Origin of the sequence: Rhodococcus chondri (genome assembly GCF_036327435.1) — a bacterium.
Lineage (GTDB): Bacteria > Actinomycetota > Actinomycetes > Mycobacteriales > Mycobacteriaceae > Rhodococcus > Rhodococcus chondri.
Genome location: NZ_JAUZMZ010000124.1, coordinates 1 through 14,649 on the forward strand (window position 1 = coordinate 1; position 14,649 = coordinate 14,649).

Below are 14,649 nucleotides of genomic sequence, written 5' to 3' on the forward strand. Positions count from 1 at the left end.
CCGAGATNCTTCATGAAGGCGCCGCTGCCCACCTTGACGTCGAGGACGAGCGCGCCCGTTCCCTCCGCGAGCTTCTTGCTCATGATGGAGCTCGCGATCAGGGGAATGGACTCGACGGTGCCGGTGACGTCGCGCAGGGCGTAGAGCTTGCGGTCGGCGGGCGCCAGGTCGGAGCCCGCGGCGCACACGACGGCGCCGACAGCGGGGTCGGTGAGAATCTGGGCCATCTCGACCGTGCTGAGATCGGCGCGCCAGCCGGCGATCGACTCGAGCTTGTCGAGCGTTCCGCCCGTATGCCCGAGGCCGCGGCCGGACAACTGCGGCACCGAGACCCCGCACGCCGCGACGAGCGGTGCGAGCGGCAGCGTGATCTTGTCGCCGACGCCTCCGGTGGAATGCTTGTCGACGGTGCGGATACCCAGCCCCGTGAAGTCGAGCCTGCGGCCCGAGTCGATCATCGCGGTGGTCCAGCGCGCGGTCTCGGCGCGGCTCATCCCCCGGAAGTACACGGCCATCGCGAGCGCAGCCATCTGCTCGTCGGTGACGATGCCGTGGGTGAACGCCTCGATCACCCAGTCGATCTCACTGCCGGTGAGTTCGTGACCGTCGCGTTTGCTGCGAATGACCGAGACGATGTCAGCCACGAGGGCCTCCCTCGGTCACCGCGTCGAGGTCGCCGGGCCCGAACGCGTCGGGCAGCAGCTCGCCCATCGTCCGCGGACCTCCGGGCGCATCGACGAGCAGTTCCCGGCCACCGTGCTCGAGCAAGAGCTGCCGGCAGCGGCCGCAGGGCATGAGGATCTCGCCCAGTTTGTTGCATACCGCGACGGCGCGTAAACGCCCGCCACCACCCGAGATCAAGTTACCGACGAGTACGCATTCGGCACAAAGACCTATACCGTGTGAGACATTTTCCACATTGCAACCGCTCACGATCCGTCCGTCGACCGTGAGGGCAGCGGCCCCCACCGGGAAGTTCGAATAGGGCGCGTATGCACGGCTCATCACGTCATGTGCTTTGTCGCGCAAGGTTTTCCACTCTACGTCCGGCATGGTTGCCCATCCTGTCACGGTGGCGCATTCCACGTTTCACCACCCCCGACGGGCATGATCACAGTTGGAAAGGCAAACCTAACTTGAGATTTGGAGCCCGTACGAATCGCGACGGAGATTAGTTCCCCGGTTTGAGTTGGGTTTAGAGTCTGATCAAGTCGGTTCAGGTTCACGTCGGGCCCGTGCTGCGGAATCCCCCACAGATAAGAGCGGCTCGACGCGTCCACCATTGACGTTGGAGGCACAGCACTCGATGAGCAGCACGACTGAAGCCGTCCCCGCGCCGGGGCGCACACGGTCGCTATACCGGGGAGACCCCGGAATGTGGTCCTGGGTTTTGCACCGGATCACAGGCGTGGCGACGTTCTTCTTCCTATTCGTCCACGTCCTCGACACGGCACTCGTCCGGGTCAATCCCGAGACCTACGACAGTGTCATCGACACCTACAAGAATCCCGTGGTCGGTCTCATGGAGATCGGTCTCGTCGCGATGGTGCTCTACCACGCACTGAACGGTCTGCGGGTCATGCTCGTCGACTTCTGGGCCAAGGGCCCGAAGTACCAGCGGGTCATGCTCTGGACGATTCTCGCGATCTGGTTCGTGGTGATGATCCCCGCCGCCGGACGCATCTTCTACAACATGTTTGCGGGGCACTGACATGACCGAAGCAAAGTCTCTCGGCACGACGTACGACCGTCCTGCCAGCCTCGACAACCCGCGCTCCCCTCGCCGCGTCTCGAAGAACAACTTCGAGCTCTACGCGTGGCTGTTCATGCGCCTGTCCGGCCTCGCACTGATCATCCTCGTGCTCGGCCACCTCTTCATCATGCTGATGCTCGACGAGGGCGTGCACCGCATCAACTTCGCGTTCGTCGCCGGACGCTGGTCCAGCCCGTTCTGGCAGGTCTGGGATCTGTCGATGCTCTGGCTCGCGCAGCTGCACGGTGGTAACGGCCTGCGCACCGTCATTGCGGACTACTCACGTAAGGACTCCACCCGGTTCTGGCTCAACACGATTCTGGTCGTGTCGATGATCCTGATCATGGGCCTGGGCACCTATGTGATCTTCACCTTCGACCCCAACATCGTTGCGAGCTAGGGGAGCCAAGACTTCATGCAGGAACATCGTTATGACGTGGTCATCGTCGGCGCCGGCGGCGCCGGAATGCGCGCGGCCATCGAAGCCGGCCCGCGCGTCCGCACGGCGGTACTGACCAAGCTCTACCCGACCCGCAGCCACACCGGTGCTGCCCAGGGTGGAATGTGCGCGGCGCTCGCGAACGTCGAAGAAGACAACTGGGAATGGCACACCTTCGACACCGTCAAGGGCGGCGACTACCTCGTCGACCAGGACGCTGCCGAGATCATGGCCAAAGAGGCCATCGACGCGGTGCTCGATCTCGAGAAGATGGGTCTGCCGTTCAACCGGACGCCCGAAGGCAAGATCGACCAGCGCCGGTTCGGCGGTCACACCCGTGACCACGGCAAGGCGCCGGTCCGCCGCGCCTGCTACGCCGCCGACCGCACCGGTCACATGATCCTGCAGACGCTCTACCAGAACTGCGTCAAGCACGACGTCGAGTTCTTCAACGAGTTCTACGCACTCGACATCGCGATGACCCAGACCGAGGACGGTCCGGTCGCGACCGGCGTCATCGCGTACGAGCTCGCGACCGGTGAGATCCACATCTTCCACGCGAAGTCGATCGTGTTCGCCACCGGCGGCAGCGGCCGCATGTACAAGACGACGTCCAACGCCCACACCCTCACCGGTGACGGCCTCGGCATCATCTTCCGCAAGGGCCTGCCGCTCGAGGACATGGAATTCCACCAGTTCCATCCGACAGGCCTGGCCGGCCTCGGCATCCTCATCTCGGAAGCCGTGCGCGGCGAGGGCGGCATCCTCCGCAACGCGGACGGTGAGCGCTTCATGGAGCGCTACGCCCCCACCATCAAGGACCTCGCGCCGCGCGACATCGTCGCCCGGTCGATGGTGCTCGAGGTGCTCGAAGGCCGCGGTGCCGGACCGGACAAGGATTACGTCTACATCGACGTGACCCACCTCGGCGCCGACGTGCTCGAAGAGAAGCTCCCGGACATCACCGAGTTCTCCCGCACCTACCTCGGGGTCGACCCGGTCACCGAGCTCGTCCCGGTGTACCCGACGTGCCACTACCTCATGGGCGGTATCCCGACCAACGTGCAGGGCGAAGTGCTCCGCGACAACGACAACGTCGTCCCGGGCCTGTACGCCGCCGGCGAATGCGCCTGCGTGTCCGTGCACGGCGCCAACCGTCTCGGCACCAACTCGCTGCTCGACATCAACGTGTTCGGTCGTCGCGCCGGCATCGCCGCCGCCGACTACGCGAGCACCAACGATCACGTCGATCTGCCGGAAGATCCCGCGAAGTACGTCGTCGAGTGGCTCGACCGGATCCTGCACGCAGGCGGCAAGGAACGCGTCGCCGACATCCGTCGCGATCTGCAGCAGACCATGGACAACAATGCCTCGGTGTTCCGCACCGAGGAGACGCTCACCCGGGCGCTCAACGACGTCCACGAGCTGAAGAAGCGCTACAAGGAAATCACGGTCCACGACAAGGGCAAGCGCTACAACAGCGACCTGCTCGAAGCGGTCGAGCTCGGGTTCCTGCTCGAGATGGCCGAGGTGACCGTCGTCGGTGCACTCAACCGGAAGGAATCGCGCGGCGGCCATGCCCGCGAGGACTACCCGACGCGTGACGACGCGAATTTCCTCCAGCACACCATGGCGTACAAGGTGGGCGAGGATCTGATCTCCGACATCCGCCTGGACTACAAGCCGGTGGTCCAGACCCGGTACGAGCCCATGGAGCGTAAGTACTGATGACAACTCTCGAAAAGAACGAAAACGTCTCCGCTACGGACCTGCCGTCCGTTCCCGAGGGTGCCGTCATGGTCACGCTCAAGATCGCGCGGTTCAACCCGGAGGACGGCAAGGGACAGCACTGGGATTCGTTCCAGGTGCCCGCGCTGCCCAGCGACCGGATGCTCAACCTGCTGCTGTACGTGAAGGGCTACCTCGACGGCACCCTCACGTTCCGCCGCAGCTGCGCGCACGGTGTGTGTGGCTCCGACGCCATGCGGATCAACGGCGTCAACCGTCTGGCCTGCAAGATCCTGATGAAGGACATGCTGCCCAAGGACGGCAAGCCGGTCACCGTCACCGTCGAGCCCATCAAGGGTCTGCCGGTCGAGAAGGACCTCGTCGTCGACATGGAGCCGTTCTTCGACGCATTCCGCGCCGTCAAGCCGTTCCTCATCGCGTCGGGTAACGAACCGACCCGCGAGCGCATCCAGTCGCAGGCCGACCGTGCTCGCTTCGACGACACCACCAAGTGCATCCTGTGCGCGTGCTGCACCACCTCGTGCCCCGTGTACTGGAGTGACGGCAGCTACTTCGGTCCCGCCGCCATCGTCAACGCGCACCGGTTCATCTTCGATTCGCGCGACGAGGCCGCTTCAGAGCGCCTGGACATCCTCAACGACAAGGAGGGCGTGTGGCGCTGCCGCACGACCTTCAACTGCACCGACGCGTGCCCGCGCGGTATCCAGGTCACCAAGGCCATCCAGGAAGTCAAGCGCGCACTGATGTTCGCTCGCTGATCACCCTCGCAGAACGCGGGTCCGGCCCCCTCGGGGCAGGGCCCGCGTTCTGCGTTGCCGGGTCTCCCCCTAGCGCAGGACGCGGCGCGACTGCCGTGCCTGGGCGGCGAGTTGGCCATCGGCGGTGAACAGTTCGGCCTCGTCGACGCACCGGTCCGATGTCGCCCACACGGTCCGGTGCCGCAACCGATGCCACGGTCCGTGGGACGTGTGCGCACCGGGAGCGAAGTGTGTCGTCAATTCCACGGTCGGGATCGGCACGGGCGTCGTGCGGGTCGCGAACAACCCCGGTGGCAGCGCGTCGAGCAGGATCGCGGCGCGTTCGACCCCGGTGATCTCCAGGGCCGGACGGAGCCGGATCCAGACGTCGAACTCCGGATCCGACCCTCCGGCGAAGGGGCGGGCCGCGTTGATCGGCCGGATGTCCAGATGCTGCGAAAAGGGCACGAAGTCAACCGGAATATCCAGCGGATCAAGCTGATTCGGATCGGTATCGACCTCGATCCTCGGCGTGTACTCGGCCTCACCGACGGTGCGCGACAAACGAACCAATGCGGTCGCGGCATCGCCGATCGAGACTTGCACTGCGGAAGGTCGTCCCGCGGACCGCACTATCGGCCGGACCCGCCCCGGACGCACCGGCGAGTAGAAGTGTGCGGTTGCGGCGATGGGGACGGCACCGGTCTCGACGGCGGCGGACCGCAGCATCGAAGCGAGCACCAGTCCCCCGTGGATTCCGTCGAAGGCGCGCCAGGTGTGGTCGAACCGGGTGAGCGACGGATCGATTGTCGTGGTCATGACGTGGTCTCCTGACTGCGAAGGGCGACTCGACAGCTGACTATTGATTTGTATAGTCAGAATTGTGAACCCTGGCTATGGATTTCACAAGTCAGTCCGTAAACTCGAGACATGCGACCGGCACGGCTCGACGGCTTCCTCTCGGATCGGGACGCGTGGCGCCCCACCCGCTGCTCCATCGCCAAGGCGATGGACGTGGTAGGAACCCGATCGGCAATGCTGATCCTGCGCGAGGCCTACTATGGCACCACCCGTTTCGATCAGTTCGCGGAACGCGTCGGAATCACCGAGGCGGTCGCGGCCGCACGGCTACGGGAATTGACGGCGGAGGGCCTGTTCGAACGCCGGCCCTACAAGGAACCGGGGCAGCGCACCCGGCACGAGTATGTGCTCACCGAGAAGGGGCGAGATCTGCTACCGGCCGTCCTCGCGCTGATGCAGTGGGGCGACAAGTACCTGCAGGGCGAACGGGGAGGTCCGCTCGGACTCGCGGACGACTCGACCGGCGAACCGGTGAGCGTCGAAATACGCAGCCGGTCGGGCCGCCCGGTCTCGCTCGGTGAACTCCGGGTCGTCCCGAAGTTCACCGAGGAGCAGGCCCACGACTCACTGGAGCATTCCGCGTCCGAGGAGTGAACGCCGGGCACGTCACTTGGGAACGACGACGCCCCGTCCCAGGATGCTGCCCTCGCGAAGACGCCGGTATGCGGCGGGTCCGTCGTCGAGGGCGAACGCTTCGGTGTGGATGTCGAGTTTGCCGGCGCGGGCCAGTGCGATTACCTCCATCAACTCGGTCCGGGTGCCCCAGTAGGGCGTGACAACCGAGGCGCCGAACGGAACGAGGAAGAACCCGACCTTCGCGTGCGCCCCGGCATGGATCCCGACGATCGAGATGTGCCCGTCGATCGCGACGACCTGCTGCGCCATGTCGATGGTGGACTGGGCCCCGACGAAATCGAATACCACGGTGGCGCCCTCACCCCCCGTCGATTCCCGGATCGCGGCGGCTGCGTTCGCATCGGATCGGATCGCCTCGTCCGCTCCGACCTCCCGCGCGAGCGTCAACCGCTCCTCGTCGAGATCGACCGCGATGATCCGGGCGGCCGTGATGGCCCGCAGGATCTGGATCCCGACATGCCCGAGGCCGCCGACACCGACGACCACTGCCGTCGAGCCCGGGCCGAGTAGGGGTAACACGCGGCTGATCGCGTGGTACGGCGTCAGTCCGGCATCGGTGAGCGGTGCAGCCACGACCGGATCTAGATCGCCGATGGGAAACAGATGCCGGGCCGAGTCGACAATCATGTACTCGGCCATCGACCCGGGCGAACCGAGCCCCGGCGGAGTGATCGCGAGGTCCGCCGCGCGCACGCAGTAGTTCTCGCGGCCGAGCGAGCAGGCGTGGCAGCTACCGCACCCCCACGGCCCGTACACGGCGACCGCGTCGCCCACGGCGTAGTCGTCGACTCCCGCACCGAGTTCGGCAACCGTCCCGGCGCCCTCGTGCCCGAGGGTCAGCGGGAGCCCGTAGACATACGCTTCCTCGGGCAGGTCCATGACGAAGATGTCCGAGTGGCACATTCCCGCCGCGGTGACCTTCAGCAGGATCTCCCCCGGCCCCGGTTTCGGAGTGGGAATGTCGACGACGGCGGGTTCGGCACCGAGTGCGGTGTACTGGAGCGCTTTCATGGCCAGACTGTACGTCGGGGATGCCGGCACGAGGGGCCGTGTCACGAGATCGGCACCCGGAGTTCACCCTTGATGCCTGTGGCCCTCACTGCCGGTTACATCGCACGCGCGTTCCCGCAGGCCCACCGCTGGAGCGACGGCCGTTACCTGGGCTACCGTCCGCGCTCGAAGAGGAAGCCCGCCACCCAGCCGACCACGAAGATGAGGACGAGAACGAACCATAGCGGCGCCTGCACCGAGAACCAGAACAGTTCGATCCTTGTGCTGTTCCGGTTCTGCGCAATGAACAGCACCGCGAGCAGGACCAGGACGGCTGCGATGATCGTGCGGAGTGACAGTCGGAACGAGCTGGGCGTCTTGCCGGATCCGCGTGTTTTCATGACATTGCCTTCTTTCTCACGAAGACATCGTGAGCCACGCGATCCGGAATTGCCCGCAGAACCGGGGTTTTCGTCCGAACCGGCCGCCCGTCACCTGCGGCGCAACCGCAGTCCTGCGAGAACGCCGCCCACGACCCCCGCGCCGAGCAGCGCGAGCCCGCGCCGCATCCCGGGCCCTTCGTGGACCTCGAGCCTCGGTGTGATGACCGCAGAATCCGGCGCCGGCACGTGAGCGAGGGCCAGATTCTCGCGCGACGACGCCGCGAACGCCGTCGAGAACAACACGAGGCGCGCCGTGAGGTTCGCGAAGACGAGCACGCCCAGGATGGGGCCGAACGCGACACCGGCAGGACTGACCAGAACCACATCGAGGTAGACCGACCCGAGCTGCTTGAGTATCTCGAAGCCGATCCCCGCGAGGATGCCCGCCCGGATCGCGCTGCGGAACGTGACGGGCTCTCGGGGTAACCGGGCGATGACCCAGGTGAACACGGCACTCGTCCCGAGGACCGCGATAGCCAGCGCCGCGATCCGCAGGGCCACACCGATTCCCAGTAGGTTCTCGAGACCGAGCCGCTCGACGATGCGCCGCATGAGCGATCCGCTGCTGATGGCCGAGAGGCCGAGGGAAACGATCATCGCCGCACCGAGACCGAGCAGTGCGCCACCGTCTCGGAGTTTGGCGACGGCGAAGTTGCCCTTCTCGCGTGGGTGATCCCACATCGCGGTCAGCGCGTCGCGCAGGTTCGCCATCCAGCTGAGACCCGCATACGACGCGGTGAACAGACCGACGATGCCCACCGCGCCTCGAGAGTCGATCGCCGAGTCGATCAGCTGCTGAACGGTAACGCCGAGTTCACCGGGGATGTTCTGGGCGATGCCGTCGCGCAGCTCGTCGAGGAGCTCGGGACGACCGGCGAGCACGAAGCCGGCGATCGAGAACGCCAGCATGATGATGGGGACGAGCGCGAGCACGGTGAAGTAGGTCAGGCCGGCGGCGTAGTAGTCGCCCATGTGCTCCTGATAGCGCGAGGCCGACCGGAGGATATGGTCGAGCCAGGGCCGGGCAGCGCGCTGACGTTCGAGAAAACCGGGCTTGTCGACGTCCTGCTCACCGGCCACTCGGCACTCCTTCTGGCTACTTCCGCGGTAGGAATCCCACCTTGTCATAGACCTGCGCAAGCGTCCGGGAGGCGACTTCTCGCGCCCGGTCGGCACCGTTCGACAGGATCCGCAGCAGCTCCGCCTCGTCGCCGAGGAATTCGTCGACCTTCGCGCGCAGTGGCGTCACGAACTCGGCGAGCACCTCGGCGGTGTCGTTCTTCAGGTCGCCGTAGCCCTTGCCCTCGTATCCCGCGACGAGTTCGTCGATGCTGCGGCCCGACAGTGCCGACTGGATGGTGAGCAGGTTGCTCACGCCCGCCTTGTTTTCGGGGTCGTACCGGATTTCACGCTCGTTGTCGGTGACCGCCGACTTGATCTTCTTCGCGGAGACCTTCGGGTCGTCGAGGAGATTGATCAGACCGGCCGGCGTCGCAGCGGACTTGCTCATCTTCGCTGTCGGATCCTGCAGATCGTAGATCTTCGACGTGCCCTTGACGATGTGCGGTTCGGGTACGACGAACGATTTACCGAAGCGCTTGTTGAAGCGCTGCGCCAGATCGCGGGTCAGTTCGAGGTGTTGCCGCTGATCCTCCCCCACGGGAACCCGCTGCGCGCGATACAGCAGGATGTCTGCTGCCATGAGCACCGGATACGTGAACAGGCCGACGGTCGCGTGCTCGGAGCCCTGCTTGGCGGACTTGTCCTTGAACTGGGTCATGCGTCCCGCTTCACCGAAACCGGTGATGCAGTTCAGAACCCACGACAGCTCGGCATGCTCGGGCACCTGGCTCTGCACGAACAGCACCGACCGCTCGGGGTCGATACCGATCGCGAGCAGCTGCGCCGCCGAACGGAGAGTGCGGGCGCGGAGTTCCTTGGGCACGTGCGGCACGGTGATCGCGTGCAGGTCGGGGATGAAGTAGTACGCGTCGAATTCGTCCTGCAGACCGACCCACTGCTGCAACGCACCGAGGAAGTTCCCGAGATGGAACGAATCGGAGGTGGGCTGAATGCCCGACAGCACCCTCGGCCGGGCGACCGGTCGCGGGTCCTGCGCTGTGGTGTTCTGCTCTGCAGTGCTCGACATGACCTCGATAATTTCACGCATCGATTTCCTGGACCGAACCGAGGTCGGCAACCACGCCGGGGTCTCGCGTCGGGTCAGCGGAAGGACACCGTCACGGGGGCATGATCGGACCATCGCTCCGCGTAGGTGGCGGCACGTTCGACGCGGGCGTCGGTCACCCGCGCGGCGAGCGCGGGGGTGACGAGGTGGTAGTCGATGCGCCATCCCGCATCGGTGTCGAACGCCTTACCACGGTACGACCACCACGAATACGGGCCGGCGACGTCACCGTGGACGTCCCGCACCACATCGCGCCACTGCCCGCTCCCGAGGAGATCGCCGACCCACTCCCGCTCGCTCGGAAGAAAACCGGACTTCTTGACGTTGCCCTTCCAGTTCTTGATGTCGCGCTCGGTGTGGGCGATGTTCCAGTCGCCGCACACCAGCATGTCCCGGTCCGCGGCGATCACACTTTCGGCGCTGTCACCCAGGTGCTTCGCGAACGACTTCATGAAACGTTCCTTCTCGACCTGCTTGGGGGTCTCGGCCTCGCCGGTGGGCAGGTACAGACTCCCGACGGTGAGGTTCCCGAAGTCGGCCTCGATGTATCGGCCGGTGTCGAGGAACTCGTCGTCGCCGAAGCCGACGCGATGCGCATCGGACGGGACCCGGGACAGGACCGCGACCCCCGCACGCCCTTTCGCGGCGGCCTCGGTGGACACCACGTGCCAGCCCGCATCGAGTGCCGGCGCGATCGCGGCGTGGAACTGTTGCGCGGTCGCGCGGACCTCCTGCAGGCACACGATGTCCGCGGGAGTTGCAGCGAGCCACGCGAGCAGGCCTTTGCCGGCGGCGGCGCGGACGCCGTTGACGTTCACGGTGGAGATGATGTGGGGCACGCGGTCACCGTATCCGATGTCCCACCGCCCACTACCTGCCCACCGCGTTGCTGAGCACCGCCCGTCATCATACCGGCTGTATTCCGTTGGCTTTCTACGAAAGTCGCGTTGCGGGACGGGATCACCGGTATAAAGAGTCGACGGGCAGGCGACAGAAAGCACATTCCGAATCCGACGTCGGTGTGTGTCGAACCACCCAGCGGACACACGGATGTTGTAGTCCCGCTCGAAGGAGAGACCATGCACCCAGTCACCCGACGTCTGCTCGTCATCGCACTCGCTGCCGGCACCGGCATCGGCTTCGCCACCGGCGTCGCCGCCGCCGACGACCACGGGAAGACCACCGGACCGGTTCAGTTCTGGGCCGAAGGCAACAGCAATTGCTCGGTCGACTTCACCATCGTCAACGCAACCAACAGCACCGGCTACGAGATCGACTTCCGCATCGACAACGAAGTAGCCACCGGAGAGGACTTCGGTACCGGCCCCACCGGTCGCCGGGCCGGCTTGAACTCCGAGGCCGAGGCACCGATCTTCCCCGAGGGGGGCTACACCACCAAGCGTGCCCCCGTCACCGCCAACTACAACGTCAAGCTCGGCACCCTCGACATGCTCCCGACGCTGCCCGACCCCCTCGCCGACAATCACACCGTCCACTACCGGATGATCCTCGGCCCCGAAGGGTCCGACCGCGGCAACGGCGATTGGTACCACACGCAGATCAGTGGCTGCAATCCCATCGTCAGCGGCTCTGCCGGCCTGTTCTGACCACACCACCCCTGGCGCACGGAGCACCCCCGGCGAAACCCGGCGCGAACGACGGACGGGACGCCTCCTGATGGAGGCGTCCCGTCCGCGGGTACTCGATTACGTCAGGCGCGAGCCTTCTGCAGGTTCTCGTCCAGCGCGCCGAGGAATTCCTCGGTGGTGAGCCAGGACTGCTCGGGGCCGACGAGCAGCGCGAGGTCCTTGGTCATCTGGCCGGCTTCGACGGTCTTGATGACGACATCTTCGAGGGACTGCGCGAACTCGATCACCTCGGGGGTGTTGTCGAGCTTGCCGCGGTGCTCGAGGCCACGGGTCCAGGCGAAGATCGACGCGATCGGGTTGGTCGACGTCGGCTTACCCTGCTGATGCTGGCGGTAGTGCCGGGTGACGGTGCCGTGGGCGGCCTCGGCCTCGACGGTCCTGCCGTCCGGTGTCATGAGGACCGACGTCATCAGGCCGAGCGAGCCGTAGCCCTGCGCGACCGTGTCGGACTGGACGTCGCCGTCGTAGTTCTTGCAGGCCCAGACGTAGCCACCCTCCCACTTGAGCGAGGAGGCAACCATGTCGTCGATCAGGCGATGCTCGTAGGTGAGCCCGGCGGCATCGAACTCCGCCTTGAACTCTTCCTCGTAGATCCGCTGGAACTCGTCCTTGAACATGCCGTCGTAGGCCTTGAGGATCGTGTTCTTGGTCGACAGGTAGACCGGGTAGTTCTGCTGCAGGCCGTAGGCCAGCGAAGCACGCGCGAAGTCCTGGATGGACTTCTTGTAGTTGTACATGCCCATGACGACGCCGCCGTCTTCGGGAATCCGGCACACCTCGTGCTGGATCGGCTCGCTGCCGTCCTCCGGGGTGAAGGTGATCGTCACGGTGCCCGGACGGTCGACCTTGAAGTCGGTGGCGCGGTACTGGTCGCCGAACGCGTGACGGCCGACGATGACCGGCTTGGTCCAGCCGGGCACCAGGCGCGGCACGTTCGAGATGATGATGGGTGCACGGAAGATGGTGCCACCGAGGATGTTGCGGATGGTGCCGTTGGGCGACCGCCACATCTTCTTGAGACCGAACTCTTCGACGCGTGCCTCGTCGGGCGTGATGGTCGCGCACTTGACGCCGACGCCGTGCTTCTTGATGGCGTTCGCGGAGTCGATGGTGACCTGGTCGTCGGTGGCGTCGCGGTTCTCGATGCCCAGGTCGTAGTATTCGAGATCCACATCCAGGTAGGGATGGACCAGTTTGTCTTTGATGAACTGCCAGATGATGCGGGTCATCTCGTCGCCGTCGAGTTCGACGACTTTACCCTCAACCTTGATCTTGGACATATGCGCTTCGTGTCCTCCTAGGACGTTTACATCGGTCCCCAATCGACCGCACTTCGTGAGTGCGATCGCGGTCTGCTCGGCCGCGGCCGAGCATGGCCCTGTCCACGTCCGAACAGCGGCCAAACAAGACAAGCGTACTGCTATTCGATCGGTCCGCAAAGCGGCAATACCATCCACCATTCCCTACCGACCGGTAACTTGATGCTGGTCAGGAGGCTCTCGAGGGCGATTGCCGCGACTCGGCGCTCAGCCGCTAGACTGCCCGACGAGGTCATGAGTGCCAGCGTCAAGCCCCGGCTTGCTGGTCGGCAACCCTCCAGCCAGGGTGGGGTGCTCCGGGTGAGGACACGGTCGTCGGTGTAGCGCCGACGGCAAGCCGGCTTCTGGGAGGTTTGAAATGATGAGCTGTCGCGACTAACGCTGGACACCCGCCGCCCCCGGACCATGGCCCTAAGGACACGATGAGCGACACCGATAGCTGCCTGCCCATGAGCAGTCGCCCCACCGACACCCGCCTCGCCCGCGACGCGAACGACCTCGAGGCGGTCGCGTCTTGACGGCCGATACCGAGCGGCGTCACGTCGAACTCCCCTCCGAAGACGGCCGCCTCGGCACGGTCGACATCGGCTCTCTCGAGCTCGAGAACGGCGAGATCCTCCCGAACGTGACGATCGCCGTCCAGCGTTGGGGCGCGCTCTCCCCCACCCGCGACAACGTGGTCCTCGTCGAACACGCGCTCACCGGCGACTCGCACGTCACCGGGCCGGCCGGGCCGGATCACCCGTCGCCCGGTTGGTGGAGCGGAATGGTCGGGCCGGGCGCCCCCATCGACACCGACCGGTGGTGCGTCGTCTCCACCAACGTGCTCGGCGGTTGCCGCGGCACCACCGGACCGGGCAGCCCCGCGCCCGACGGCAAGGCCTGGGGCTCACGTTTCCCGCGCATCACGATCCGCGACCAGATCGCCGCCGAACTTGCGTTCGTCGACGCCCTGGGAATCGATACGCTCGCGGCCGTGACCGGCGGGTCCATGGGTGGCATGCGCACACTCGAGTGGATCGTTTCCCACCCCACGCGGATCCGGTCCGCGCTGGTTCTGGCTGTCGGCGCCCGCGCCACGGCCGACCAGATCGGAATCCAGACCACCCAGATCGCCGCGATCGCCAACGATCCGGATTGGCAGGGCGGCGACTACTACGGCACGGGCCGCCGGCCCGAGGCCGGACTGGGTATCGCACGGCGGATGGCCCACCTGTCGTACCGCAGCGAAGAGGAACTCGATTCCCGCTTCTCCAACGACAGCCAGGGCGACGAGGATCCGTGGCTCGGCGGGCGCTACGCCGTGCAGAGCTACCTCGATCACCAGGCCACGAAGTTGGTGGCCCGGTTCGATCCGGGCACCTACGTCGTTCTCAGCGACGCCATGAACCGGCACGACGTCGGACGCGGTCGCGGCGGGATCGCGGCAGCACTCGGCAGCACCCCGGTACCGACCATCGTCGCGGGTGTGGACTCGGATCGGCTGTATCCGCTGCGGCTGCAGCAGGAGATCGCCGACGGCCTACCGGGCTGCGATGTGCTGCGCGTCCTCCAGTCGCGCGACGGACACGACGGTTTCCTCACCGAGGCAGACGCCGTGGCGGAACTGCTCCTCGAACTGATGGAACTCGCGAAGTCCTGACCGGCCGGCCGGGTCGGCCGGCCGGTCCTAGTCCGTGCCGAGGGGATCGATCGACGCGGCCAGCGTGACGATCATCCCACCGACCACGAGCATCGCGGCGACGTCGAAACCCTTGCTGCGCACCGCGAGAACTCCGACCTGGTCCGGATCCAGGGCCCAGCGCATAACACCGGCGAGCATCGTGGCAGCGCCGAACACGAACGCGCCACGTCGCCACCTGTCGGCGAGTACGAGAACCACCGC

General features: G+C 65.8%; 17 protein-coding genes and 1 riboswitch. Of the genes, 7 read left to right on the plus strand and 10 right to left on the minus strand.

The features are described from left to right. On the minus strand, positions 1 to 644 hold a 644-nt coding region (locus Q8814_RS18885; RefSeq protein ID WP_330153525.1), incomplete at its 3' end, for a thymidine phosphorylase. Beyond that, entirely contained in the window at positions 637 to 1,053 is a 417-nt protein-coding gene (locus tag Q8814_RS18890; protein ID WP_330153526.1) for a cytidine deaminase, read from the minus strand. The genes Q8814_RS18890 and Q8814_RS18885, both read right to left, overlap by 8 nt. Positions 1,054 to 1,306: 253 nt before the next feature. On the opposite strand from Q8814_RS18890, the gene sdhC reads away from it, so the two are divergent. From sdhC to Q8814_RS18910, 4 genes are read left to right on the plus strand one after another with little or no spacing between them, the layout of a single operon-like run. Beyond that, the gene (sdhC, locus tag Q8814_RS18895; protein ID WP_330153527.1) at positions 1,307 to 1,711 is read left to right on the plus strand and encodes a succinate dehydrogenase, cytochrome b556 subunit; all 405 of its coding nucleotides are present in this window, start codon (positions 1,307 to 1,309) and stop codon (positions 1,709 to 1,711) included. 1 nt (position 1,712) lies between these two features. Beyond that, complete coding sequence (locus Q8814_RS18900) at positions 1,713 to 2,153, plus strand: succinate dehydrogenase hydrophobic membrane anchor subunit (protein WP_330153528.1); 441 nt, start codon at positions 1,713 to 1,715, stop codon at positions 2,151 to 2,153. Between the two features lie 15 nt (positions 2,154 to 2,168). Continuing rightward, positions 2,169 to 3,920: a succinate dehydrogenase flavoprotein subunit gene (gene sdhA, locus Q8814_RS18905; RefSeq protein WP_330153529.1), complete on the plus strand. Its 1,752-nt coding sequence runs from the start codon at positions 2,169 to 2,171 to the stop codon at positions 3,918 to 3,920. Further along, entirely contained in the window at positions 3,920 to 4,699 is a 780-nt protein-coding gene (locus Q8814_RS18910; RefSeq protein ID WP_330153530.1) for a succinate dehydrogenase iron-sulfur subunit, read from the plus strand. The genes sdhA and Q8814_RS18910 overlap by 1 nt, the downstream gene beginning before the upstream one ends. A gap of 69 nt (positions 4,700 to 4,768) precedes the next feature. On the opposite strand, the gene Q8814_RS18915 is transcribed toward Q8814_RS18910, so the two are convergent. After that, a complete protein-coding gene (locus tag Q8814_RS18915; protein ID WP_330153531.1) occupies positions 4,769 to 5,497 on the minus strand; it encodes an acyl-CoA thioesterase in 729 nt (242 codons plus the stop codon). 111 nt (positions 5,498 to 5,608) lie between these two features. Here Q8814_RS18915 and Q8814_RS18920 point away from each other — a divergent pair, with 111 nt between their 5' ends. Beyond that, positions 5,609 to 6,133: a winged helix-turn-helix transcriptional regulator gene (locus Q8814_RS18920; RefSeq protein WP_330153532.1), complete on the plus strand. Its 525-nt coding sequence runs from the start codon at positions 5,609 to 5,611 to the stop codon at positions 6,131 to 6,133. A gap of 12 nt (positions 6,134 to 6,145) precedes the next feature. Here the strand turns inward: Q8814_RS18920 and Q8814_RS18925 are convergent, their stop codons facing one another. From Q8814_RS18925 to Q8814_RS18945, 5 genes are all read right to left on the minus strand, one after another. Next, positions 6,146 to 7,186, minus strand: coding sequence for an NAD(P)-dependent alcohol dehydrogenase (locus tag Q8814_RS18925; protein WP_330153533.1), 1,041 nt, complete (start codon positions 7,184 to 7,186; stop codon positions 6,146 to 6,148). Between the two features lie 152 nt (positions 7,187 to 7,338). Next, positions 7,339 to 7,566: a LapA family protein gene (locus Q8814_RS18930; protein ID WP_330153534.1), complete on the minus strand. Its 228-nt coding sequence runs from the start codon at positions 7,564 to 7,566 to the stop codon at positions 7,339 to 7,341. 90 nt (positions 7,567 to 7,656) lie between these two features. Next, positions 7,657 to 8,688 (minus strand): inner membrane protein YhjD, encoded by a 1,032-nt coding sequence (gene yhjD / locus Q8814_RS18935; protein ID WP_330153535.1) that lies wholly within the window; start codon positions 8,686 to 8,688, stop codon positions 7,657 to 7,659. A gap of 16 nt (positions 8,689 to 8,704) precedes the next feature. Further along, positions 8,705 to 9,757, minus strand: coding sequence for a tryptophan--tRNA ligase (gene trpS / locus Q8814_RS18940; protein WP_330153536.1), 1,053 nt, complete (start codon positions 9,755 to 9,757; stop codon positions 8,705 to 8,707). Between the two features lie 74 nt (positions 9,758 to 9,831). Beyond that, a complete protein-coding gene (locus Q8814_RS18945) occupies positions 9,832 to 10,635 on the minus strand; it encodes an exodeoxyribonuclease III (RefSeq protein WP_330153537.1) in 804 nt (267 codons plus the stop codon). Positions 10,636 to 10,875: 240 nt separating this feature from the next. Between Q8814_RS18945 and Q8814_RS18950 the strand changes: the two genes are divergently transcribed. Beyond that, positions 10,876 to 11,403, plus strand: a complete 528-nt coding sequence (locus Q8814_RS18950; protein ID WP_330153538.1) for a hypothetical protein — start codon at positions 10,876 to 10,878, stop codon at positions 11,401 to 11,403. A 104-nt stretch (positions 11,404 to 11,507) separates the two neighbouring features. Here Q8814_RS18950 and Q8814_RS18955 read toward each other — a convergent pair whose 3' ends face one another. Then, the gene (locus tag Q8814_RS18955; protein WP_330153539.1) at positions 11,508 to 12,725 is read right to left on the minus strand and encodes an NADP-dependent isocitrate dehydrogenase; all 1,218 of its coding nucleotides are present in this window, start codon (positions 12,723 to 12,725) and stop codon (positions 11,508 to 11,510) included. 269 nt (positions 12,726 to 12,994) lie between these two features. After that, positions 12,995 to 13,109: riboswitch (SAM riboswitch) on the plus strand. A gap of 169 nt (positions 13,110 to 13,278) precedes the next feature. Here Q8814_RS18955 and metX point away from each other — a divergent pair. After that, positions 13,279 to 14,406 carry a homoserine O-acetyltransferase MetX gene (gene metX, locus Q8814_RS18960; RefSeq protein WP_330153540.1) on the plus strand — a complete coding sequence of 376 codons (1,128 nt, stop codon included), beginning with the start codon at positions 13,279 to 13,281 and terminating at the stop codon, positions 14,404 to 14,406. Between the two features lie 27 nt (positions 14,407 to 14,433). On the opposite strand, the gene Q8814_RS18965 is transcribed toward metX, so the two are convergent. Beyond that, positions 14,434 to 14,649, minus strand: a 216-nt coding sequence (locus Q8814_RS18965; RefSeq protein ID WP_330153541.1) for a DUF3017 domain-containing protein, incomplete at its 5' end; no start/stop codon positions are given.

Bases quoted from the DNA above. Each gene is read 5' to 3' on its own strand.
- Q8814_RS18890 (WP_330153526.1), bottom strand. From the start codon at position 1,053: ATGCCGGACGTAGAGTGGAAAACCTTGCGCGACAAAGCACATGACGTG.
- sdhC (WP_330153527.1), top strand. From the start codon at position 1,307: ATGAGCAGCACGACTGAAGCCGTCCCCGCGCCGGGGCGCACACGGTCG.
- Q8814_RS18900 (WP_330153528.1), top strand. From the start codon at position 1,713: ATGACCGAAGCAAAGTCTCTCGGCACGACGTACGACCGTCCTGCCAGC.
- sdhA (WP_330153529.1), top strand. From the start codon at position 2,169: ATGCAGGAACATCGTTATGACGTGGTCATCGTCGGCGCCGGCGGCGCC.
- Q8814_RS18910 (WP_330153530.1), top strand. From the start codon at position 3,920: ATGACAACTCTCGAAAAGAACGAAAACGTCTCCGCTACGGACCTGCCG.
- Q8814_RS18915 (WP_330153531.1), bottom strand. From the start codon at position 5,497: ATGACCACGACAATCGATCCGTCGCTCACCCGGTTCGACCACACCTGG.
- Q8814_RS18920 (WP_330153532.1), top strand. From the start codon at position 5,609: ATGCGACCGGCACGGCTCGACGGCTTCCTCTCGGATCGGGACGCGTGG.
- Q8814_RS18925 (WP_330153533.1), bottom strand. From the start codon at position 7,186: ATGAAAGCGCTCCAGTACACCGCACTCGGTGCCGAACCCGCCGTCGTC.
- Q8814_RS18930 (WP_330153534.1), bottom strand. From the start codon at position 7,566: ATGAAAACACGCGGATCCGGCAAGACGCCCAGCTCGTTCCGACTGTCA.
- trpS (WP_330153536.1), bottom strand. From the start codon at position 9,757: ATGTCGAGCACTGCAGAGCAGAACACCACAGCGCAGGACCCGCGACCG.
- Q8814_RS18950 (WP_330153538.1), top strand. From the start codon at position 10,876: ATGCACCCAGTCACCCGACGTCTGCTCGTCATCGCACTCGCTGCCGGC.
- Q8814_RS18955 (WP_330153539.1), bottom strand. From the start codon at position 12,725: ATGTCCAAGATCAAGGTTGAGGGTAAAGTCGTCGAACTCGACGGCGAC.